General features: G+C 33.8%; 17 protein-coding genes. 7 read left to right on the forward strand and 10 right to left on the reverse strand.

Translation table 11 applies throughout. From position 1 onward, the window contains the following. Window positions 1-36: 36 nt before the first annotated feature. On the reverse strand, window positions 37-1,584 hold the full coding sequence (locus ACQ2HF_RS11895) for a M20/M25/M40 family metallo-hydrolase (RefSeq protein ID WP_432410638.1): 1,548 nt from the start codon (window positions 1,582-1,584) through the stop codon (window positions 37-39). Window positions 1,585-1,760: 176 nt separating this feature from the next. On the opposite strand from ACQ2HF_RS11895, the gene ACQ2HF_RS11900 reads away from it, so the two are divergent. The 3 genes from ACQ2HF_RS11900 to ACQ2HF_RS11910 all read left to right on the forward strand — a co-directional run bounded on the left by ACQ2HF_RS11900 (window position 1,761) and on the right by ACQ2HF_RS11910 (window position 3,742). After that, the gene (locus ACQ2HF_RS11900; protein ID WP_432410639.1) at window positions 1,761-3,014 is read left to right on the forward strand and encodes a T9SS type A sorting domain-containing protein; all 1,254 of its coding nucleotides are present in this window, start codon (window positions 1,761-1,763) and stop codon (window positions 3,012-3,014) included. Between the two features lie 177 nt (window positions 3,015-3,191). Further along, entirely contained in the window at window positions 3,192-3,431 is a 240-nt protein-coding gene (locus tag ACQ2HF_RS11905; RefSeq protein ID WP_432410640.1) for a hypothetical protein, read from the forward strand. A gap of 143 nt (window positions 3,432-3,574) precedes the next feature. Then, window positions 3,575-3,742, forward strand: a complete 168-nt coding sequence (locus ACQ2HF_RS11910) for a Lacal_2735 family protein (protein ID WP_432410641.1) — start codon at window positions 3,575-3,577, stop codon at window positions 3,740-3,742. A gap of 133 nt (window positions 3,743-3,875) precedes the next feature. Here ACQ2HF_RS11910 and ACQ2HF_RS11915 read toward each other — a convergent pair whose 3' ends face one another. After that, window positions 3,876-5,066, reverse strand: coding sequence for a multidrug effflux MFS transporter (locus ACQ2HF_RS11915; RefSeq protein ID WP_432410642.1), 1,191 nt, complete (start codon window positions 5,064-5,066; stop codon window positions 3,876-3,878). A 197-nt stretch (window positions 5,067-5,263) separates the two neighbouring features. Between ACQ2HF_RS11915 and ACQ2HF_RS11920 the strand changes: the two genes are divergently transcribed. Next, window positions 5,264-5,626 (forward strand): DoxX family protein, encoded by a 363-nt coding sequence (locus ACQ2HF_RS11920; RefSeq protein ID WP_432410643.1) that lies wholly within the window; start codon window positions 5,264-5,266, stop codon window positions 5,624-5,626. 1 nt (window position 5,627) lies between these two features. Here ACQ2HF_RS11920 and ACQ2HF_RS11925 read toward each other — a convergent pair whose 3' ends face one another. Further along, window positions 5,628-5,987, reverse strand: a complete 360-nt coding sequence (locus ACQ2HF_RS11925) for a DoxX family protein (protein ID WP_432410644.1) — start codon at window positions 5,985-5,987, stop codon at window positions 5,628-5,630. 151 nt (window positions 5,988-6,138) lie between these two features. Here ACQ2HF_RS11925 and ACQ2HF_RS11930 point away from each other — a divergent pair, with 151 nt between their 5' ends. Further along, window positions 6,139-6,864, forward strand: a complete 726-nt coding sequence (locus tag ACQ2HF_RS11930; RefSeq protein WP_432410645.1) for a DUF6090 family protein — start codon at window positions 6,139-6,141, stop codon at window positions 6,862-6,864. A 79-nt stretch (window positions 6,865-6,943) separates the two neighbouring features. Here ACQ2HF_RS11930 and ACQ2HF_RS11935 read toward each other — a convergent pair whose 3' ends face one another. The 6 genes from ACQ2HF_RS11935 to ACQ2HF_RS11960 all read right to left on the reverse strand — a co-directional run bounded on the left by ACQ2HF_RS11935 (window position 6,944) and on the right by ACQ2HF_RS11960 (window position 16,652). Further along, window positions 6,944-7,774: an alpha/beta fold hydrolase gene (locus tag ACQ2HF_RS11935; RefSeq protein WP_432410646.1), complete on the reverse strand. Its 831-nt coding sequence runs from the start codon at window positions 7,772-7,774 to the stop codon at window positions 6,944-6,946. Window positions 7,775-8,856: 1,082 nt separating this feature from the next. Continuing rightward, window positions 8,857-10,821, reverse strand: coding sequence for a DUF2779 domain-containing protein (locus ACQ2HF_RS11940; protein ID WP_432410647.1), 1,965 nt, complete (start codon window positions 10,819-10,821; stop codon window positions 8,857-8,859). Between the two features lie 126 nt (window positions 10,822-10,947). Continuing rightward, window positions 10,948-13,188, reverse strand: a complete 2,241-nt coding sequence (drt3b, locus tag ACQ2HF_RS11945; RefSeq protein ID WP_432410648.1) for an antiviral reverse transcriptase Drt3b — start codon at window positions 13,186-13,188, stop codon at window positions 10,948-10,950. 1 nt (window position 13,189) lies between these two features. Continuing rightward, window positions 13,190-14,620, reverse strand: coding sequence for an antiviral reverse transcriptase Drt3a (drt3a, locus tag ACQ2HF_RS11950; protein WP_432410649.1), 1,431 nt, complete (start codon window positions 14,618-14,620; stop codon window positions 13,190-13,192). Window positions 14,621-15,048: 428 nt separating this feature from the next. After that, the gene (locus ACQ2HF_RS11955) at window positions 15,049-16,272 is read right to left on the reverse strand and encodes an alpha/beta hydrolase-fold protein (RefSeq protein ID WP_432410650.1); all 1,224 of its coding nucleotides are present in this window, start codon (window positions 16,270-16,272) and stop codon (window positions 15,049-15,051) included. 17 nt (window positions 16,273-16,289) lie between these two features. Then, window positions 16,290-16,652, reverse strand: a complete 363-nt coding sequence (locus ACQ2HF_RS11960; protein WP_432410651.1) for a MotA/TolQ/ExbB proton channel family protein — start codon at window positions 16,650-16,652, stop codon at window positions 16,290-16,292. A 521-nt stretch (window positions 16,653-17,173) separates the two neighbouring features. Here ACQ2HF_RS11960 and ACQ2HF_RS11965 point away from each other — a divergent pair. Next, window positions 17,174-18,235, forward strand: coding sequence for a sensor histidine kinase (locus ACQ2HF_RS11965; RefSeq protein WP_432410652.1), 1,062 nt, complete (start codon window positions 17,174-17,176; stop codon window positions 18,233-18,235). Continuing rightward, entirely contained in the window at window positions 18,228-18,944 is a 717-nt protein-coding gene (locus tag ACQ2HF_RS11970; RefSeq protein ID WP_432410653.1) for a LytR/AlgR family response regulator transcription factor, read from the forward strand. The genes ACQ2HF_RS11965 and ACQ2HF_RS11970 overlap by 8 nt, the downstream gene beginning before the upstream one ends. A gap of 121 nt (window positions 18,945-19,065) precedes the next feature. Here ACQ2HF_RS11970 and ACQ2HF_RS11975 read toward each other — a convergent pair whose 3' ends face one another. After that, window positions 19,066-21,366 (reverse strand): S41 family peptidase, encoded by a 2,301-nt coding sequence (locus tag ACQ2HF_RS11975; protein ID WP_432410654.1) that lies wholly within the window; start codon window positions 21,364-21,366, stop codon window positions 19,066-19,068. Between the last annotated feature and the right edge of the window lie 240 nt (window positions 21,367-21,606).

The raw sequence follows: 21,606 nt of genomic DNA on the forward strand, positions 1-21,606 counted from the left end.
GCCAATTTGGCTGCTTTTTTGTATTCTATTATTTCTTTATTCCATACCACCTTTACGCGTAGGAGAGCGAGGCGTGGGCCACTCACCCGGTTCGCCCGATCGGGTGTTCAATGGCAGGACACTTTTTTCTCTGGAGGCCATTTCAGGATCTTCGCTGGCCATATATGCTAAGATTGCTGTTAGGATTACATTATCCCGAAGGTCATCAAATACAATCTTGTCATAGGTATCCCGATTGGTGTGCCAGGTGTAGTTCCAATACGACCAATTTAGAGAGCTCAAACTAAAACCAGGTGCTCCCGCAGCTTGAAACGAAGCATAATCTGACCCGCCACGTGCCGGGGTTCCGGGAAAGGTAGTTTCAATTTCGTCTGTAATACTTTTTGGGACGGGACGTAACCAACGCTCAAGATAATCGTAGGCCTGGAGAAATCCGCCACCAGAAAGTTTTACCACACGGCCTGTACCATTGTCTTGATTAAATAAGGCTTGTGTTTTGGCAACTATTTCTGGATGGTCTTCCACAAAGGCACGGGAACCATTGAGACCTTGCTCTTCACTACCCCAATGCCCCACTAAAATAGTGCGTTTTGGGTTGGGATAGTATTTCTTTAGAATACGCATCGCTTCCATCATTACTAAGGTTCCGGTTCCATTATCGGTGGCTCCGGTGGCGCCATCCCAGGAATCGAAATGTGCTGAGAGAATTACATATTCATCTGGTTTTTCTGACCCTTTAATTTCGGCAATGGTATTGAAGGTTGGTACTGTACCTAATTCTTTAGAAAGAGCGACTATATTTAGTTTTGGTTTTTGGCCGGATGCTGCTAATCTGTAAACCATACCGTAGTCTTCCAGCTCCAGATCTACTGTTGGAATTTTTTTTGTACGTGCGCCAAATATTTTATTCACTCCAAAGCCACGTGACCAATTGGAAGTAATAATTCCTGCAGCCCCGGCATTTTCCAGAGCTTCGTGAATGTTTCTTGTGGTATACCCCGTGCGTTTAACATTGTCATTAAAAAGATCTGATAAAGAGTCTCTGTCTTTTTTCATCCGTTCCATAGAACCCTCTTTGGCAAACTCTTCCCAGTTATAATCTGGTCTTCCGGTAGGTTGCATAAAAGAGATCATGACCAGTTTTCCTTTTACGCTGGGAAGCCACTTTACAAAATCCAAGGAGTCTTTTATGGTGGGTAGGATCATTACTTCGGCAGTTACTCCGTCTTTTTTTGTACTTGGGTTCCACGCTAGTTGGGTACCACTTAAACTTTGCACGCGGGGTTCTAGCATATCTATATGCGTAATACCGCGTTCCCAGCCGCGCCATTCGCCCCATTTTTCATTTCTTGCTGAAATACCCCAGTCTTTATAGGTATCTACGGCCCAATCGTGGGCTTTTTGCATTCCCGGACTCCCAACTAAACGAGGACCAATGCCGTCCATTAATTGATGACCAAGGATTTCCAGTTGCGAATTTTCGGTAGCTTCTGTAATCATTTTTTGAATGATGGGATCTTCAGATTGCGCCCATAGTGTTACGGACAGTGCTAATGATAGTAGTAAGGTAAAGTGTTTTTTCATGTGATGCGTTGGTTATTTATTAAAGTATCTAAAAATACAGTTATTTCAGAAGGTAAAAAAGGAGAGTGTTCGCTAAAGTTTCAGCGTGTCACATACTAACCGTAAATAGGGCAACTGGCGTATTGATTTTAAAGTACGATCTGCTGACATTAGCAACCTACTTTAAAACTAAACGTATGAAAACTCAAAAATTACTTATGAAACGTGCAAGTGCACTCGTACTATTCTTTTTCCTGAGCACACAGCTTTGTAGTTCGCAAACCTGGGAAGAACTTCCAGAATTAACAGTAGGAGCAGAAGTAGTCACTGATGTAGTGACTATAGAGAGTTTTGACAATACAGTATATTTTTGTACCGATAAAGGGTTGTTTGCTAGTAGTGACAATGGCTCAACTACAACGAACCTTACGTATACGGCTGCAGTAACACTAGGAAAACCCATCCGTTGTGTTTTTGAAGACCTGGATACCGGAGACCTGTATTGCGGTAGTGACACCGATATTTACAAAAGTACCGATGGTGGCACTACATGGAGCCTTACCAGTATTCCAACGGCATTACAGATTACCGACATAACAAAAACCGGTAATAACATTGTGGTAGCGTATGATAACGGAACTATGGGCGGGGTGTATTATTCCGCCGATGGGCTAGCAACGTCGCAATTGGCAACAGGGTTGCCAGATATGGCGATGTTCGACTTTCAACCGTATGATGGTACGTTGTTTCTTGCCGGGAAACTGGCGGTTTATAAAAGTACCGATAATGGGATTACTTGGAGTGTTTCGGGAACGGGACATCCTGCTACTGCGACGTATTTTAAGATGATAAACGAAGGTACTTCGCTCTTTGCTGGAGATGTTTTTGGTGGAGGGCTGTATAAAAGTACAGATAGTGGAGCTAGCTGGGCAAATGACAGTGGAGACTATGAAGGTTTTTGCCAGGTTTTTGACCTTACCTCCAGCAACGGAACTATAGTAACTGTGGTTGACGGGGGTGTAGATTGTAATGGAGGCGAACCTATAAAAGTAAGTACAGACGATGGGCTAACCTGGACTTCAGGCTTGTTTAATCTGGACGATGCGTTTTATTCAGAATTAGGCAGGAATGGGGAAGGTAGTTGCTTGTTTGTGTATTCTCCTTCTTTAGATTCCTTGTATCGTATTTGTGATCTGGTAACTTTAGGCAGTCTAGAAAATAAGCAGGATACTATTTCAATATATCCGAATCCTACAGAGGGATTGCTACACATAAAATCTGCTACCATGGGAACCATACACTTACTGAATGCCCAGGGACAATTGTTGCGTTCCTATAACACAACTACTGTAGAAACTATCCTGGATATTAGCCAATTTACCAGCGGCATCTATTTCTTACGAGTTGAAACTTCCGTAGGAGTACTAACGTGTAAGGTATTAAAAGAATAACACATAAAAATTATATTTGTAGCAGGAAAACGGGTATCCAACAAGGTATCCGTTTTCTGTTTTATAAGTATTCTATTTGGTTAGTAGTAGGGAATAAAATGTATAAATAGGGCAACTGGCGTAATGATTTTAAAATACGATCTGCTGACATTAGCAACCTACTTTAAAACTAAACGTATGAAAACTCAAAAACAACTTATGAAACGTGCAAGTGCACTCGTACTATTCCTTTTCCTGAGTACACAGCTTTGTAGTTCTCAAACCTGGGAAGATCTAGGGGAATTAAGTGTAGGCGGCACCCAAATTAGCTTTATTAACGTGATACAAGGCTACGAGTCCAGGCTGTACCTATGCTCCGATCTAGGTTTGTTTAGAACCACAGACACTGGGAACACTTTTACTAATCTTACAAGTTGAAACCCAAACAGGATTGAAACTTTCAAAATATGGAAGAAATAGTCTTTTCTAGTTGTTACTGAATGATGTATAAAGCGAATTCTCAAAAGGGGTTCGCTTTTATAGTTGAATGGCATTCGCAATGCCTACCTTTAGAAAAAACAATGTTTGGAATATTCAAGAAGAAAACAGAAAAAGAGCAATTAGAAAGACAGTACAAGAAGTTACAAAAAGAATCGTATGAACTTTCTACCTCCAATAGATCACAAAGTGATGCAAAAGCAGCAGAGGCAGAGGAAGTTATGAAGCAACTTGAAAAATTACGAAAGTAGCGCTGTTTCATTTAGATTCTCTCAGAATTGTCCCCACTCAGAATTGCGAAGATGCAATTCTTACCTTCCCAGACAGAGGGTAGGTAGTATTAATAAAATTTGTAGGATGCTATTTAAAGGCAACAAAATAGCTTTATCTCGTTCGCTTCACATACCAAAGAATACACAAAGAAATAGCGCTACATACCGAGAACCCTACAAACAACGGAAGCGTACCCTGAACCACAAATCTACCTATAAAGGTACTAATAGGAACTGCCATCAACGTTGAAATAAGCCCTGTAATAGCAGCGGCAATTCCTGCAATATGGCCTACGGGTTGCATGGCGAGCGCTCTTAAATTTCCGAAGAGAAAACCAATGCAAAAAAACTGAAGGGCAAAGAAGGCTAATAAAATATAAATATTAGGCTGTTCTACACTCGAGAAAATTACCAAATACAGTATGGAAACACTGAAAAAGCCCAGCAGTGAAGTGGTGACCATTTTTTCCATACCAAAACGTACCACAAAGGTTGCATTTAATAAAATGGCGATTCCAATAGCAACGGCCAATCCAGCAAATATGTAAGGAAATTCTGTTTCCAGCCCATACTGATTCTGAAATATTTCCTGGGATGCGCTTAAATAAACCAGAAAAGAACCAACCACAAAGCCTGAAATAAGCGTGTACCCCATGGTGGTTTTATACCGAATGGTTTCTTTAAAGCCGTTGTAGATTCTGTGAATAGAAAAAGGGATTCGTTTTTTAACAGGCAGTGTTTCCGTTTGTCGCCACCAGAACCAAAGAGCCACCACGATACTAATTCCAATCTGCACATAAAAAATACCTTGCCAATTGTAGTGATTTAAAATGAATTGCCCCATCGCAGGCGCTACAATAGGAATAAGCAGAAAAACTACCGTTACAAAGGACATAATGCGCGCCATATAATCGCCCTCGTACAAATCCCGAATGATGGCAATACATATGGTTCTGGGTGCCGAAAGGCCTACACCTTGCAGGATGCGACCCAGGATCATTACTTCAAGACTCTGGGCGTAAATACATACAAAACTAGCGGCTACAAATACCGCAAATCCCATATATACAGACGATTTTCTTCCCAGCGCATCAGAAAGAGGACCAAATAACAACGGGCCAATTCCCAGCCCCAGAAATATCATCGTGACCAATAATTGATTATCGGCTTGTTTGGTCGTTTGAATTGCTTCGCCAATGATATCTAAGGCAGGTAACAACGCATCTATAGACAAAGCTGTAACCGACATTAAGGCTGCCATAAGGGCAACAAATTCGGTTTGTGAGCTTAATTTTTTAAACATTCGGCAAAGCTACACTTTAAATAAAAATTCTAAGATGGAGTTGTGCCAAGTATTCGTTAAAAGAAACAACAAGTAATTGATGAGAAGCCATTTGAATTGTGTTCAAAATTAGTAGACCCATAAAGTTCTATTAATTAGTGAATAAGATTCATTTTGTTTAGTAAATTTATCGAGTTATTAAACAATATTGTGATCGTATGGAAATCTTTATCATTATTTTGAAAGTAGTTGTTGCCGTAAGTCTGTTAAATGTATGGCTGATACAGTACAATAAACCAACGCAATGGCGTGGTGGGAATGCTCAGAATATCGTGGAGGAATTTAAGGTTTACGGACTTCCCGTATGGATGTGCTATGTAGTGGGTTTTTTGAAAGTAACAAGTTCCATAGCTCTTATAGCGTCTATCTGGTTCCCAGTATTAGAATTTCCTGCGGCCGCAACACTTGCGGTTTTATTGGCAGGTTCTATTAGTATGCATCTTAAAATAAGCGATCTGTTGAAGAAAAGTTTTCCAGCAGCTTTGTTTTTAAGTATGTGTTTGCTGATTATCTTTTTGTAGATTACCAGTATTCTAAGAGCGCACCGAAGCAATAAAAAAAGTATCCGTTTATAAAGATTAGAATAAACGAAGGGGCAGAGGCTGTAAAGCTGTCTTTAACCTTTAAACGTATTAGAAAACCTAAGAGCATTAAAACACTCAATCCCAGACTTGCAAAAAATCCCACGGGAAAGTACAACAAACCGAATAACAATCCCAACGCACCTGCAATTTGAACAATTCCTGTAATTTTTCGCTGTGTGGCCGTAAGTTGAAATCTATCAAACTCTTCGACCAGCCTGGTTGAAAACAAACAATTATACCCATAAAATAAAAAGGCTAAGGCAATAGCGCCTATAAAAAGTTGAAGAAGTAATGTCATAGGGTAAAGGTACTACTTCAGGAGATGGTAATAAACGAAAACCGACCGATTTGGATGTTGGAGTAGGAGCGATGTAAGTTCTGCAAATAGCATAACGGACGCTTGTGTGATTTTTAAAAAGAGGTTTTAAAAATATTCCTATATTCGATATATGAAATTATTGAGACGGTTTAGGTTAAAATCGGTTCCTGGGAATGGCTTTAGGAAATATGTATTGTATGCTATAGGCGAAATTATCTTGGTAGTAATAGGTATTCTCATTGCAGTTAACATTAATAACTGGAACGAAGGCAGAAAAGGAGAGGCACAGCTGAATACTATTTTAAAGACCTATAAGAACGACATGGAAATTGATACCCTAGGCGTTGGGCAAGTATTGCGAATTTTAAAGGAGAAGAAAAATACCTATAAATTATTTTTGAGTGATACAGTGAGTAAAGAAACATATGTACAAAACCCCGAGGGATTTGGATTGGTCTTGAGTTTACTACCTTTTGAATTTCAGAATAAAGGGTATAAGATGCTAGAGAATTATACAACCAGCAACGAACTTGAAATAGATAGTTTGGTAATTAAGATTGTAGCGAATCATGCAGCGTATAAAGGGTTAATAGACCAAACTCAAACGCGCATTAGTGATGATGTCTCGGAAAACATGAGTTATTTAAAAAATAACCAATACTGGATTGGAGATATGTTGCTTGGCAAATTAGATAATGACGTTATGTACGATTATTTTACCGGCGAAATATACAAAGCACGCCTGGCAATTCATTCTACCTTAGTATTTGGTAACTTAGAGGTTATGCTACAACAATGGCTTGTGTATGCAAATGACATTCTGGAAGCGATCACAAAACGTTTGAAAACGAGTTAGGGGATGTTTTTCTAGATATAAAAAAGAGGATTATTCTCTGGTGAATGATCCTCTTTTCGTTTACTGCTACAAAGATTTCTTATTTCTTAAAGAAATCTAGTAATAGTTTATTCAATTCCTTTCTGTGGGTAAGGTTTAGTCCGTGTGGACCTCCTTTAACCACTTCATATCTATTATTTGGAATGCCTTTGGCAGCCTGATCTCCCGCCGTTTCTTTTGGTACAATGTTGTCACTATCACCGTGGACAATTAAGCAGGGAACGGTAACATTTTTAAGCTCGCTTCTAAAATCGGTTTCGGCCCAGGATTTGGCGGTTTGTATGGTCGCTCTGGGTGATGCCTGAGAAGCGATGCTCCAGTCGTAATGTAATTGGGCTTCGCTAATGGTGTCTTTATGATCTTCGTAATTATAGAAATTTTTATGGAAGTCTTTTAAGAAGCCTACACGGTCAGTTTCCAGAGCGTCCATAATTCCCTCCAGATCTTTCTTAGGGACACCGTTCGGATTATCATCTTTTTTCGCCACCAGTGGAATAATGGAACTTACCAAGGCAACCTTACTTAGGTTGTCTGTTCCAAAGTCGGTACAATAGCGAACTACTTCGCCGCCACCCATAGAAAATCCTACCAGAATTACATCTTTTAATTCTAGTTGGGTAATAATTTGGTGAAGGTCTGTAGTAAGGGAGCTATAATCGTAGCCATCCCAAGGGGCGTTACTGTGTCCAAAACCTCTGCGGTCATAGGCAATACAACGATATCCAGCATCGACGATGGCCCAAATTTGCTGTTCCCAGGCTTTATGGGAGAGTGGCCAGCCGTGAATTAGAATCACAGGTTGCCCGTGTCCGTAATCTTTAAAATATAAATCTACTTGATCTGTTTCTGTATCATTTGTTAAAAATGGCATATTCTTTTTTTTTTAATTGTTATGTCCATAAAGTTACGGCAAGCAGCAGCGTAACGAGCAAAAACACTATTAAACTTATGGTAAGGAATGGATAAAGTTATGTGAAAGACTTTTTGAAATTCGTCTGAATGGATAGAGCGTATTTAAATTTAGGATTTACGCTGTGGGTGAATTCTGAAATACACAACAAAAAGAATAAAAGGTAAAGGGTATGATCTATACTAACGGATAAAGTCTATTTTACATAATATAAATTATAGTACACTTTTAATATTGGATTATCCTGTGGATGATTTAATATTAAAACGATCGCCTTATCTAAGTGTTGTTAAGCTTAACCAAGTTTCGTGTAAGCTATAATTCTATATTATATAAAATATCCCTAGAATATATCGTATAGCTCATTTATAAGCTGTCTACGGATCATTGAACATTTTGGATTTGGTCTAACTTGAACACCTCGTTAGATTTGTACCATAATTGGCCGTTATGTAAAATTGCCGACGTGCCGTTGCGCTGTGATTGCTTTGTAAAAAAAAATGCTTTTGGCATTTTAGTTTACACACAATGTGCCAACGCTTGCAGCCGCACAAAGCTTAACTTCTTCTATTGTTTATAATTACGTTATTTGGGGAAATGTACGCTATAATTTTCTTTAAGCCATTCTCGCAAAGCGTTCCGCAAGAGTAAAAAATTTAATCCAACACACCAGCCACATAAATTTCTTTACACTTGCTCTATTTAGTCTTTTGTTTATTATTTTTGGATTGTAAAGTTTCATACCAATTTGAAGTAAACATTTGAAATTGTGATAGTCAATAGTAAATTATTATCTCTTTTCCTTGATGAAAAAAGAAACAAAAAATCAAGGCTGCACAAAACTTTGGAAACAATGTACGGCTCAATCACTATATTTTAGAAAACATTGTTACTCTATAAGACTGCTTCGAACTAGGTTTGAAAGCTATAAATGCCAATAAAATGTATTGCTAGACCTCTAAAATATTACGCTCTTTCACCTATTGTTTTGACCAAAGTTTTCTGAGGCCGAGTTTTAGATCGCGATTCTATTTTACATAATGCTATGAATTAATAGAATCTCTAAAAAACTCATAAATCATTACCATAGCTAATGTATCTAACTCACAATACATTAATAATGCTTTCCTTATTTCTAGTCTTTCTGCATCATCCATTTCTTGAAATTGTAACTTTGAATATGCAATTAGCGCTGCTCCCCCATTGTCAATTCCCTCTAAATCGGATATCAAATTATCCAATTCATCTTCACTCCATTCATCAAACAATTGTGGCAGGCTTTTATATGGACTAATAACTATATCATTTTCGTCAAATTCTATAAATACTTTATCATTATTAAAGTTTATACTAGATAAAGAAATCTCCTTTATAGATTTAGAATATTTATTTTTTAAATAGGAACTACTATTTAAAACTGCAGGCAACACTGCCTTTATAGAGTTAGAACCTTTAGTTTGTGGATCATAATAGTATAATTTGACGATTTCACATAAATCTATCATATCCCTATCGCCTACCCAAGAAATAGTACTGTCTTTTTTTGAATGACTAATCGATTGAATGAAATCAATTAACTCCTCTTTGTCATTTTCATTGGACGATAATAATTGCTCATGGATAGCATTAAGAATGGTGTTTTCATGATAAGAGTATTTAAATATACTCCCAACATCCAAGGACAAAGATTTTCTTAAACTTCTTATAAAATCATAGTTTGGAAAACTACCAGCTTCTGAATTAATATATTCAGTTTCGTGAGAAATAGAACCATCTTCTAAAACTTTATGATGTGAAAATTGAAAAGCAATTTGTTCATAAGGTTTTTTTCCTTTATTAAATGGAATTGCAACTGTCGAAGTTTCAAAATCAATAAAGTGCAATGGAAATTTCCAATTACTCATTTCTAATTTCAACCCATCAGTATCAATATAAGGTGTATTATCTTTTTCTTTAACTTTACTTATTTGTAACCACTGTCTTTCCGATAATGATAGTCCATAAGGTTTAGGTATTACTGTTATCTCATCTTCCGTTATGTCTTTCATTAAATATATTCCTTCTTCAATCAACTTGGATGCGGATTTAAAATTACCTACCTCATATACTTTTGGTTCATTTATAATGGTTTGTTTTGACACATTTAATTGTTTTGTCCAGCATTCAATGTATCCACTTTTTAAATCGTTCTCATTAACTAAGTAGAATTCGCAGTTTTTACATTTTACATTCACAGGAGAGTTTATCTTAATATCCTTTACATAATGCTCCGTAAATAGAGGAATAGCTTCTTTGAAGGTTAACGATTCATCATATTTAAAAACTCCATCTTTAATATTAGAAATAATTGAATCAACTGGTACTTTAGCTAAAATAGATTCTCCAATATCATCGTTGGTAGTTCCTGGTTCAACAATTATTCCCGTACGAATATTGGATTTTGATGTTATCTTAAATTTTTGATTTAAACCATCAACTGTAGCAGTTTTACTTTTATCAATTAACAACAGAAAAGGTTTAATTGTCCAATTTGGATATGCCTTTTGCGTTACATACTCCTGAAAAGCAATATCAAATAAATATGCCTTCCATTCACTTCTTAGTCCTCCCCTTTTCCCAACAATAGAAAATTCATCATTTGAATTAATTGATTTGGCTTTAACTTCTATTAATTCTACTATATCGCCCCGTTTTACTAAAATATCAACACGAATAAAGCAATTATTAAACAAAAAGGCTGGCTCATAAATAATGACATTTTCTTGTTTCAATAATTCATTAGTTTTCTCTACTGCCAAATCATAATCCCAAGGATTTCCTTCAATAAGTATTCCTCCTTCGTATTCTAATCTTGCCAATTCTTCAACTTGAAAACCGCCTTGTGCCAATGCTTCTAGAAAATCATCTCCTTTTTTTTGATTAGCGTAATCCTTTTTATTTGTATAGTAAAGCTTGGTTGGACATTCCAAGCCTAATTTAAACCTTGATTTTGATAAATATCTTTTCATTGATATTGATAAAAAAAGTTAGCCCCAGAAAAAGCTAACTTTGTGACTATCTTTTTACAGACATATTAGAATGCTTGTGTGTGGCAATATAAAATTGCAGAAATTATCTGGTGCATCCTTTTATTATTAAGAATATGGTTCTAATGAGCTTTTTGAATTTAATTCTTCAACCAAATCAAAATCATTCCATTTAGTAAACCAAAATTTCTGTTTTTCAACAAAGTAAATAAAATCATCTCTTTCGCTACTAGGCACTCCATAAAGAGTTAGTAGCTCTTTTTTAAATTTATTTTCATCTTCTTTTAGATATGGACAAGATACTAAATCAAAAAATAACAATACTAATTCAGTATGCTTTGCTCTTTGCGATTTTTCAATTTTTTTAATCTTAATTCTTATTGCATTTTTAACCATTACTTTAAGTCCGCGATATCTTACAATATCTTTGAAGTAAAATAATAAAACAGTAATTACAAAATAATTAATATCATTTTTAAACTCATATCGCTTTGGCACAAAACTAGAGTTTTTTGTTTTCATTACTTCATTCAAATTCAAGTATTTAACTAGCTGTTCAGTAGTCAACCTATAGTCTTTACCAAGTTCTTTAAGTACTATTAATAAGTAAAGTGTTTCTATTTGTAAATGCTCATTCAGCTTACTCTTATCAAGTACTAATATTATTTCATCTAATATTTTCTTAAATACTTTTTCTTGATTGATTTTATCAAATTGATTTAACAGTTTATATTTTATTACTCCTTTTGAATCTTCATAATTAAATTTATATCTCTTCTTGTATGTTTTAATTACTAAGGATAAAATATTTACTAATTTTATTGTAGAATTTACTTTTGGAGAAACACCATAAAGAAAAAATACAAAATCAAGAATTTCTTCAATGTATTTAGTGAAATTTGCTTCTTGTTTGATTAATTTTTTTTCTTCCTTTTTAGAAAGTAAACCTTGAAATTTTCTTTTTTCTAATTTTCTTTTATGTTCTTCATACTTCTTAATATTTCTCATTAAGCTACTTTTGTAAATAGCTAAAGTATAATTCATTACATCTCTATACAAAACATCAGACTCAACAACAATTGTTTTATATTCTGTAATTAATTTATTTGAACTACATCTAATATCAACATCACTTACCCTTATCTTTTTGTCTGGAACGAAATCTGTAATAGCTTTCTTGTCGTCTGGTATTTTTTTATCTTCCTTTTCTTTATCCTTTTTGATTTTAAACTTAACTTTTTCCTTTAAAAGATTTACAATTTTGTTTTTAGCTATTGTAATCTCAGTTATTAGAGGCTTTTCATATAATTTTGTTTTAGAATCATTCAAAGACATTTTATATTCCTTTAGACAGATTTTATAATTATCTAAAATTTCATCTTTAGTCTTTGCATCATTATAAAACACAAAAAAATCATCTACATATCTGTATATTTCATAATTCACTTTATGAATTAGACCTTTTTTTCTTAAAATTTGTTCAATTTTCTTATCAATTTGTTGCAAAATAAGCTCAGCAAAAATTCTAGAGAATTCTGGACCAATTATTATTCCATTCGTTTCTCCATAATTTGTATTCTGCATGAATTTATCAAATTTACCAGCAAAAGTATTTGAATCTCTATTCAAATTATTTTTAACAAACTCTTTGCTTATTAAAGCCCAAGAAAGTGAGTGAGTATAAATGCTGTCAAAACATTTAGCAATGTCAAACTTGAACATTTTATTATACTTTTTCTCTGCTCTATGATAAATGTAGTCTTCATAAAATTTGTATATATTGGAGTATAACTCATAAGTAAAAAAAGTTTTAAGATTTTTATACTCCTTCCCACTTTCTTCAATAAAATCATTTTCACTTCCTTTTTTCGTAGCTCCATCATTCAAATAAACAAACTTCGCTATGCTATCAGGTTTTCTGATTGAAAAGGGGCTTTGTTTAGAGTTATAAACAATAAGCTCTTTAAATTCATCATAAAAAGAGACTAATTCAATTTGACTTTTGGGATGTGGTATAGCTAAATCTCGAAAATCTTTTTCTTTATGTGTAATTTTATAGTGAAACGCTATTTTTCGTAACTCTTTATCATTCAACTTAAGGGTATTATTAGTTGATGTTGTAATGTTTTCTATATCAAAGAGAATAGAGAGTAATCGCTTTATTATGTTATCATCTTTACAATTTATCCAACTAATAGAATCTTCATTATATTTAATTTTATGGTTAACCAAAAATTGATAAAAATGACGATTTGAAAAAATAATCGGAGTCTCATAAGGCAGAACATCACTTAAAACAGCTCTTTCTATTGCATAACTAATTGGTTTTTTTGCTTTATTTTTTCTCATTCTATTTCCAAATTGATATTATCCTTTCAAAATTATTATCAAGTTTTTTAATTTCTTTCAACTTGTCTGGTCTTAAGTCAGGTATATTTTTCCTTTTGGAATTTATATTAAAAAACCTTTTATTAATAAACCCATCTGAAAAACTATATTCTTTTAGTTTTTTGTTTAAACTATTGAAAATACCAGTAGGTAGTTTTTCATCAATTATTCTAAGTAATTCCTTGTCCATATAGTCTAAATCATCACAATCCTGTTCAATCAGACTATTAGAATAATATATTCCAACTAAACCTTTTTTAGGTTTATGTAATCTTGTGTTTTTTGTTAAATAATTAAATCGATGTATTAATAATTTGGAAGCATCAGAAGGCGCAAATTTCTTTTGTTCAAGAAAGATATCTATAGTTTTTTCTATCCTTGTTAGATATCTATTCTTTTTATTTGTAGAAATTGAAGTTCCAATGTATTCAGAGTTTTCCATACTAAAGACATAACCTAAAAATTCTATTTTCATTAAGCTTTTGTCTCGTTCCAAATCGTAAGAAAATGTTTTTAAATGATTCATTAATAAATCGCTCTTATCAGTAATTTCTGTTACCTTTATTTTGTAATCATCTAAACACATTTTCCAGCTTGGAATAAAAAGAATAATTATGTCATCAACATATCGTGCATAATATGTAACATTGGTCAATCTTTTTATATTATTATCTACCTCGCGCATATAAAGTTCTGCTAAATATGCGCTTATTCCTGCTCCTCTAGGAATACCTTTTCTTTTCTCAACTGGTAGTTTTAGTTGATCTGTTAATTCGTTATAACTGTAAAATAAACTTTTAATTAGAGTCTTAGATTTTGGACTTAATAATTGATTATCGTTAATCATATTTAATAGCCTTTCTTGAGGAACACTTTCGTAAAAACCCTTGATATCTGTTCTTAACACTATTTTTGGAAAGTTGTCTTTAAGCAAAGCTTGAACTTGCTTAGAAATCAAATATCTATTACTTTGTTTTACCTTAAAAGTTCTATGAATATTATACTGTAGTTGTTTCATAGCGAAAAAAGATGGTGCATCTTTCTTTACTGGATAAACATCTTTATCACTAGCTTCATGCAAGAATTTCGTGAATTTAAACTTGAAATTTTTATCGTTTACTGTTTCGGTATATTCTTGTAAAGTTATTTCTAACTCATTCTTTTTCTTCTCCTCAATTTTTTTCTTTTCTTCATTAAGTTCTTTAAGATGTTCATCATCTTTCCCTATATCTCCTTTACTTTTATATGTTTTTATTATTTTTCTTTGCTTCTTTAATTCATTTGAAAGAGTATGAAACTTTTCCGAATAATATTTTGTTTCAAAATTCCCTTTACGGTTTTCAATTTCAAATATCTTATTAAAATTTTCTAATGAGAATGACTGATCGAGCATATAAGTATTTAATATCTTTTAAATTATATAAAAGGATTTCTTTCTAAAAAGAAAAATCTAGTTAGAAATTAGCTAATTAACAATACAAAGGGAGAGTTTAAATATAGCAAATTTTGTAGGAATATATTTGAGGAAAAACCGTAAATATTTGAATATTAATTAATTTATAGTCATTCCACACACATTACGCTTCCCTCCTACGTCGTCGCATAAAAAGTGTTCCATTAACATCGTAAAAGAAACTTCTTAGATTAATTTTTTTAAAGAAACTGAAGTATAAACTTTCACTTTTACCAAAGCTCAAGTTACATAACGCAGGACATTATAGAACAGATTATGACGTTTGAGTAAAACAGCAAATAGCGCCTTTTTCAGCGCTATTTAATATACTACTGGTATCGCTTCGCCACATAGCAATCTTAATTTTCTTACTTCTTTAGTTGTTCTAGCTTCACTTTTGCTTCTTCGTTACCATCTAGTTTAATGGCTTTCGTATAATATTCAATGGCTTCTGCTTTCTTTTTTTGGGATAGATAATAAGTACCTAGCGCAACATAACTTCTGGATTGGTCCGGATAAAAATGAACATTCATTTCAAAAAATGCCAAAGCTCGTTTTGAGAGCTTACGATCGTTAAGTAAATGACCGCCTACATCATTTACCAACTCCCAATCTGGCTTTACGTCCCGTTTCATACGACTGCTTAATTTTTTGTAATGCGTATAATACGGATCTGTTAATTCTTTAGCTGAATACTGTTTCGGGGTGTTAAATCGCCACACCTCCGGGAATACAAACCAGGAAAATACAGCTCTTAACCCATTGTACTGTGCAGGAATCGTGATACTTCCGTGATCTTCATCTTTAAAATACTCCCAGGTAAAAGTAAGTTGCTCTTTATTTTTGTCCAGGATATCATGAAACTTTAAATTGGCTCTCATTTGCTCACTAGACACCGATTTGTCTTTTCTAACGTTAACGGTATCCAGTCCTTTCCCAAGACTGTTTGCTACTGCAACATATAAAGATTTTTCTTTACGGTTTCCGTTCTCTAGTAATTGTTGTGTCTCCTGTACCAGTTTTTCCTTATCCCACCACAAACTTGGATCTATTGCCAAAAAGTTATCAAAAACATCCTGATGATTGAGATAGGAATACAACACAAATAAACCGCCTGTTGAATGACCGATGATGGTATGATTATCTTCGGTAGGATATGTATTCCTGATAAAAGGCTTTAGTTCGCTCTCCATAAACGTGAGAAAATTATTGGCGCCACCAGAAGTTTTTGATTCCTGTCCACGCTGAAATGGGACATGGGTTGGTGTAAAGTCTCTTGTTCTATCGGTATTGGTAATGCCTACAACGATAGACTTAGGCAGTTGCCATGGTACTAATCGTTTCATCATTCCTGTAACGGCATAAAAATGTTGTTTCGCATCCAGGACGTAGATTACAGGATATCTTTCAGCTTCATTAAAATCTTCCGGAAGTTGAATCCAGATTTCTCTTTGCTCTTTAAGCGTTTCAGAATATAGGCTATCAACCGTTCCTATAACGAGCTGCTTTTCGGTATTTTGAGTGTACTGCGCATGACTCTGTGTAAAAAAGCAGAGTGTGTTTATGAATACTATGATTTTAAACATTTTCATATTTAGAGTTTTAAGTATTACGCTACTTCAGATTTTAAGCTCCATTTATAGACTAAGATTCCTAACCTTCCTAGTACAAATGCAAGCAACCCAAAAGTGATGGTTAATAGCGATTCTTTTAATCGTGCCGAAAAAAGATCTGGCCTTGTTTCACCAAGCGCTTCTACCATATCAAACAGATCTATAATGCCTAACAGAGATCCCAAACACCCAATAACAAGGGATAATAAACTTGTGTCTACAACTAAGCCAATCATTTTTTTTGAATGGGTTTCGTCTTTGGATTTGCTTAGAAAAGCTTTTACAGTAAAAAATATGGACAGTAGTAATAACGCTAATATAATATACATCACGGGTCCACCTTGATTTAATAATCTCATAGTTAGCAATTTTAAAGATTTTTATAATTGAAGTCATTTAAACTTTTTGTTTGGAACCGAGAATGAAGGCTTTTGTACTCTGATGAAGTCATTTTTTAGCAGCATAGCCATGGCTACGGTTCTCAAAAATGGCAATATTAGGGTGCAAAATGCGAAATTCGCAGGTAAAAGAAAAAGTTTAAATGACTTCATAGTTCAAACTTAAGATGAAATTTGCTTCAAACGTTAGTTATGCGACTAACTACCAGTTTAAGTCGCGATTCTACATATGGAACTTATCTTGAATTTTATAATTGGCTGCAAAATGATCTTTTTCACTTACTTTTTATAATTTTTAAGTTCCGTAACTAAGGCTATGCAACCGAAAAATGATTTCAATTAAGCAAAAAACCGCTATTTTTCGCTTCAACCAAAAAAGTCAAGATGAGTTCATTGTTAAAACTCGGGTTAAACCTGTTATTCAGCTACAAAAAAACATCGGGAACAAAAAATGCGTTATTATTGTAGCATATTGGATACAAGTGAAGCTACAACCAAACATAACAAAACCGCTAAAACGTAGCCTACGTCATCTTTTATTCTGGTGTTTTATTTTAGTATTCTTCACCTCTATTTTTGGAGTTGGGAATACCTTCGACATGAATGTTGTGTACTTCTCCCTCTTTTTAATGCCAGTGACGATTGGCGCTACCTACGTTTCTATCTACAAATTACTACCCGATTATTTAATTACAAAACGGTACTTATTATTTGCACTTTATAGTAGTTACACCTTGATCATTTCAGTTTTTGGAGCTGTTTTTTCCATCTTTTTTGCCTTGGCGTTTCTTACAGATTTTAAATTTGAAAAAATGACTGTTTTAAGTAAAAGCAGTGTTTTTATAATTACCAGCATTTGTTTGGTTGTGATTGTTGTGAGTGCTTTTAAGTTGTTGAAATTAAACCTAAAACAATCGAAGAACAACGCTGTGTTGGAAGCAAAATTCTTAGCTGCGCAACTGAAATTAAAGGAACAAGAACTGAAGTATCTCAAAATGCAAATCCATCCGCATTTTTTGTTTAATACGCTCAATACGATGTATGGTCTAGCTTTAAAAAAAGCAGAGCAAACGCCAGATATGATCTTAAAGCTATCAAACTTATTAGATTATCTATTGTATCAAACTGAAAAACCGTTTGTACTCCTTTCTGAAGAGATTGAGCATATTAAAGATTATATCGCACTGGAAAAAATGCGTTTTAATGATACGTTACATGTAACTATGGAGGTAAAACTAGCATCCCAAAATACAACCATTGCTCCCATGCTGCTGCTTCCGTTTGTAGAAAATAGCTTTAAGCATGGGAGCATTACAAATGGAGTTTTACAAATTAACATTGAAATTAAAGCAGATGTGGAGTCGGTTCATTTCCGAATAAAAAATTCGAATTCCGATCCTATAGCTACTCAGGATGGAATTGGGTTAGATAACATTAAAAAAAGACTGGAATTAGTGTATCCAAATAATCATGAATTACGAATAGATAATACGAATGATGCTTTTGAAGTAGCCTTACAACTAAAAACAACGAGCAATGCATAACACATCTTATATTTCTTGTTTAATTGTTGATGATGAAGATATTGCCAGAGAAATTATAGCAACCCATTTGTCTAAAATTAAAAACATGAATGTGGTTGCGAGTTGTAGCAATGCGCTGGAGGCATTTAATGTGATAAGCAACCAGCAAATCGATCTCGTTTTTTTGGATATTAATATGCCGGAAATTTCAGGTATTTCATTTGCAAAATCTATAAATAACGACATTAAAGTTATTTTCACAACGGCCTATAGAGATTATGCTGTAGAAGGTTTTGAATTGAAAGCTGTAGATTATTTATTGAAACCTATTTCGTTTGATAGATTGAAACAAGCCTTGGATACTTATTTTGAAATCTACGGAACTATAACACCTACCAACACCACTGTACAAGAGATTTCAGATTTTATGTTTGTACGGTCTGAACGTAAAATGATTAAGGTGGATTATAGCTCAATTCTTTACATAGAAAGCTATAGTGACTACCTAAAAATACATACCGAAAGTGAAACTATTGTAACCAGGGAAACTATCACTGCCATAGAAGCTAAACTACCAAAGCAGCAGTTTTTAAGGATTCATCGTTCTTATATTATTTCAATTCATTTTATTCAATCCTTTACAAACGAATACATTACCATAAACAACGAAGCACTCCCCATTAGCAGATCTTACAAGAAAGCTGTTTTAAAGCAGCTGGAGAAATTTTGATGATGCTTCCATAAAAGCGTATTTCAAAGCTATGTAACATACTATTGTATCGCTCCGTCAGAGATTCATTGATTTGTATTGTACTAATTCAACCATTTGATAAATTCTTCAAATTAGTATTTTACTTTAGATCAAAAATATAGTTTACTAATACATCAGTATCATTTAAAACATTTTCTAGTTTCATTTCTATTTTTTTATCTGGAAGTATCCCTATATTAAGAGGTAGTTTAGGCACATGTACCGATTCTCTTTCTGTCCCTATTTGTAAACCTAATTTTGTATTTTTTAAAGGGGCTACTCCTCTTCCAGGATGTGTACTGTAAGTGCTGCCACTTTCTTCACCTAGTATAGTCGCTAACTTATTGTGCTTTATAACGGCTAACATTTGAGCAGTAGCAGAAGCGGAACGACCATTGGTTAGTACGAAAATATTTTTACCGCTTATAGTATTATCTCTTTTTGGTGTTACGGTTGAAGGTCTACCTCTTCTATTATTTAATTCATTGTCTTCGTAAAAATCTATTTCGGTATTCGTGATATATGACAATATGTAATTAGTACATTCAGGATTTCCTCCTCTATTGCCTCTTAGATCAAAAACAACTTTCTCTATATTTTCTTCTTTAATTGTCTTTATGTAGGTATCTATTTCTGCTTTAAAAAAATCAATGTTTTGTCTTCCTCTTGGGAAATAATTAAAATTCTTAATTCTTATTATAGCCGTGTTTTCTTCTTTATTTACCTCCAAACGTAGCCTAGGTTTATTTATGAGTTTAGCTTTGTAGCTTGGTGCAGGCTCATCAATATAAAATGTGGTCGTGATTTCTCTTTCAGAATTATGAGGTGTAAACTTTATGGTATACGCACTATTAAAACCATAATAACTATGATAATAATATAAAAAGTTGACATTTAAATCTCCCCTATAAAAGCTTTCATTAAAAGCATCTGCAGAAATGGTTGTTTTTAAAGTACTATATATTTCTTTGGCTGAAATTCCATTAATTTCCAATATTTCGGAACCGACATTCATTTCTATATTTTCAACACAATTATTTATTGCATACATTTTATCATCTTCAAACCAAACCAGTAATGGCAACCAATACTTTTGCGGTGTGCTGAAAAATCGATTATCAACTACGCGCGTATGTAAACATCCTAAACTTGTAACTATTGGTGATACTATTTGATAAAACTCCTGTACTGTCATGGAGTCTTTAATCTTCTTCCTTTGTGTATCTACCAAATTGGTATAAGATGCCTCGTCAATAAACTGAAATGGAGTTGGGTGCTGCTGTAAGGTCTCTACTAGCTGATTATAATCTTCTACTAATTTATCTTTCTCAATTTTATTATTGTGTTTTATAAAGACAGAATCTTTACTAGTTGTAGTAAGTTTGGTGTGATATAATTCTGTTTTTAGAAGTTCTATAGGATTATCTTTATCATAGATATATTTAACGCTCGTAACTCCTCCCCTTTCTAGTATGGTTCTATTGGTATCATAACTACCACGCTCAATTAGATTTCCTATGGTGTCAAATTTATAACTTGAATAGGCGTCGTTACTTCTCTCATCCAACATATAATTGCCATCTAAATCGACAGTGGCATATTTTAGGCAATTTCCGTTTTTATCGTAGGTTGCAAATCCGCCAGCTGTTCCTAAAAATGAACCAACAACTGGTTTGTTTTCAGCATTAAAAAATTTGAAGTTTACTAAATTAGTATGCTCATCGTAAGTTGCTTTATCTATCGCTATTCCTGTTTCATCATTTATTAAATTCAGATTTTCATCAACATTGTTCATAGATAACAAGATTCCGTCATCGTCGAAATTGTACACTACATTATAAAATTTATAATAAGGACGCATAGGGACAGTAACACCATTGGTATCTTTTCTGGTCTCTAATACAGCGTTCCTGTCAATGTGTTTCCATTGGTATTCAAATACGTTCCAGCTATTATTGATAGGATTATCATTTTCATCGTAAAACTGTAAGCCTACTCGCTTCCCTGTTTTATTATAGGAATATACTTCTTTATACACGCCCATACCGTTAGTAGTTGATTCGCCTGCTACATTAAAAAAGGTTCTAATTTCTTTGTTACTACTATATTCAATTTTAGTTTTTGGAGCTAACGCTCTTTTTCCGTCAAGGACACCACTTCTGTTCAAATCGATAAGCGTATCCTTATATAGATATTCAATACCAATGAGCCTATTAGAGGTATCATAACTTAATTTGAAGTGATTGGTACTTTTACTTTCTTCTTCGGTTAATGGTATTCTTCCTTTTGTTTCTGAATAAGGTGTTTCCCGAAATATTAAATGGTTAAAATATTTAATTGTATCAGTTTTGGCTGTTAATTGAAATCCTATAAAGAAGAAGATTATGAAATATCTTTTCATGTTTGAAGCTTTTGAAACAAATATAACTAAATAATTAGTTTAAACTAATTATTTAGTTTCAATTGATATATTACAAAGTAAATCTATGCTATACACATTTCACTACGCTCCTTCCGTCTTATCAAAATAACAATACTACATTTCAACCCTTGTTAACGACGATTGAACGTAAAGTCATTCTATAAATCGGCCAAAGGTTACATATTTGACCTGCTGCTTCATCTTATTATTTTAAATTTG

This window comes from Rasiella sp. SM2506 (assembly GCF_050859505.1).
In the GTDB taxonomy this organism is placed as follows: Bacteria; Bacteroidota; Bacteroidia; order Flavobacteriales; family Flavobacteriaceae; genus Marinirhabdus.

Excerpts from the sequence above, each read along its gene's own strand:
- ACQ2HF_RS11895 (WP_432410638.1), bottom strand. The coding sequence starts at position 1,584 with ATGAAAAAACACTTTACCTTACTACTATCATTAGCACTGTCCGTAACA.
- ACQ2HF_RS11925 (WP_432410644.1), bottom strand. The coding sequence starts at position 5,987 with ATGACATTACTTCTTCAACTTTTTATAGGCGCTATTGCCTTAGCCTTT.
- ACQ2HF_RS11930 (WP_432410645.1), top strand. The coding sequence starts at position 6,139 with ATGAAATTATTGAGACGGTTTAGGTTAAAATCGGTTCCTGGGAATGGC.
- ACQ2HF_RS11905 (WP_432410640.1), top strand. The coding sequence starts at position 3,192 with ATGAAAACTCAAAAACAACTTATGAAACGTGCAAGTGCACTCGTACTA.
- ACQ2HF_RS11940 (WP_432410647.1), bottom strand. The coding sequence starts at position 10,821 with ATGAAAAGATATTTATCAAAATCAAGGTTTAAATTAGGCTTGGAATGT.
- drt3a (WP_432410649.1), bottom strand. The coding sequence starts at position 14,620 with ATGCTCGATCAGTCATTCTCATTAGAAAATTTTAATAAGATATTTGAA.
- ACQ2HF_RS11975 (WP_432410654.1), bottom strand. The coding sequence starts at position 21,366 with ATGAAAAGATATTTCATAATCTTCTTCTTTATAGGATTTCAATTAACA.
- ACQ2HF_RS11960 (WP_432410651.1), bottom strand. The coding sequence starts at position 16,652 with ATGAGATTATTAAATCAAGGTGGACCCGTGATGTATATTATATTAGCG.
- ACQ2HF_RS11900 (WP_432410639.1), top strand. The coding sequence starts at position 1,761 with ATGAAAACTCAAAAATTACTTATGAAACGTGCAAGTGCACTCGTACTA.
- ACQ2HF_RS11920 (WP_432410643.1), top strand. The coding sequence starts at position 5,264 with ATGGAAATCTTTATCATTATTTTGAAAGTAGTTGTTGCCGTAAGTCTG.
- ACQ2HF_RS11935 (WP_432410646.1), bottom strand. The coding sequence starts at position 7,774 with ATGCCATTTTTAACAAATGATACAGAAACAGATCAAGTAGATTTATAT.
- drt3b (WP_432410648.1), bottom strand. The coding sequence starts at position 13,188 with ATGAGAAAAAATAAAGCAAAAAAACCAATTAGTTATGCAATAGAAAGA.
- ACQ2HF_RS11955 (WP_432410650.1), bottom strand. The coding sequence starts at position 16,272 with ATGAAAATGTTTAAAATCATAGTATTCATAAACACACTCTGCTTTTTT.
- ACQ2HF_RS11915 (WP_432410642.1), bottom strand. The coding sequence starts at position 5,066 with ATGTTTAAAAAATTAAGCTCACAAACCGAATTTGTTGCCCTTATGGCA.
- ACQ2HF_RS11970 (WP_432410653.1), top strand. The coding sequence starts at position 18,228 with ATGCATAACACATCTTATATTTCTTGTTTAATTGTTGATGATGAAGAT.
- ACQ2HF_RS11910 (WP_432410641.1), top strand. The coding sequence starts at position 3,575 with ATGTTTGGAATATTCAAGAAGAAAACAGAAAAAGAGCAATTAGAAAGA.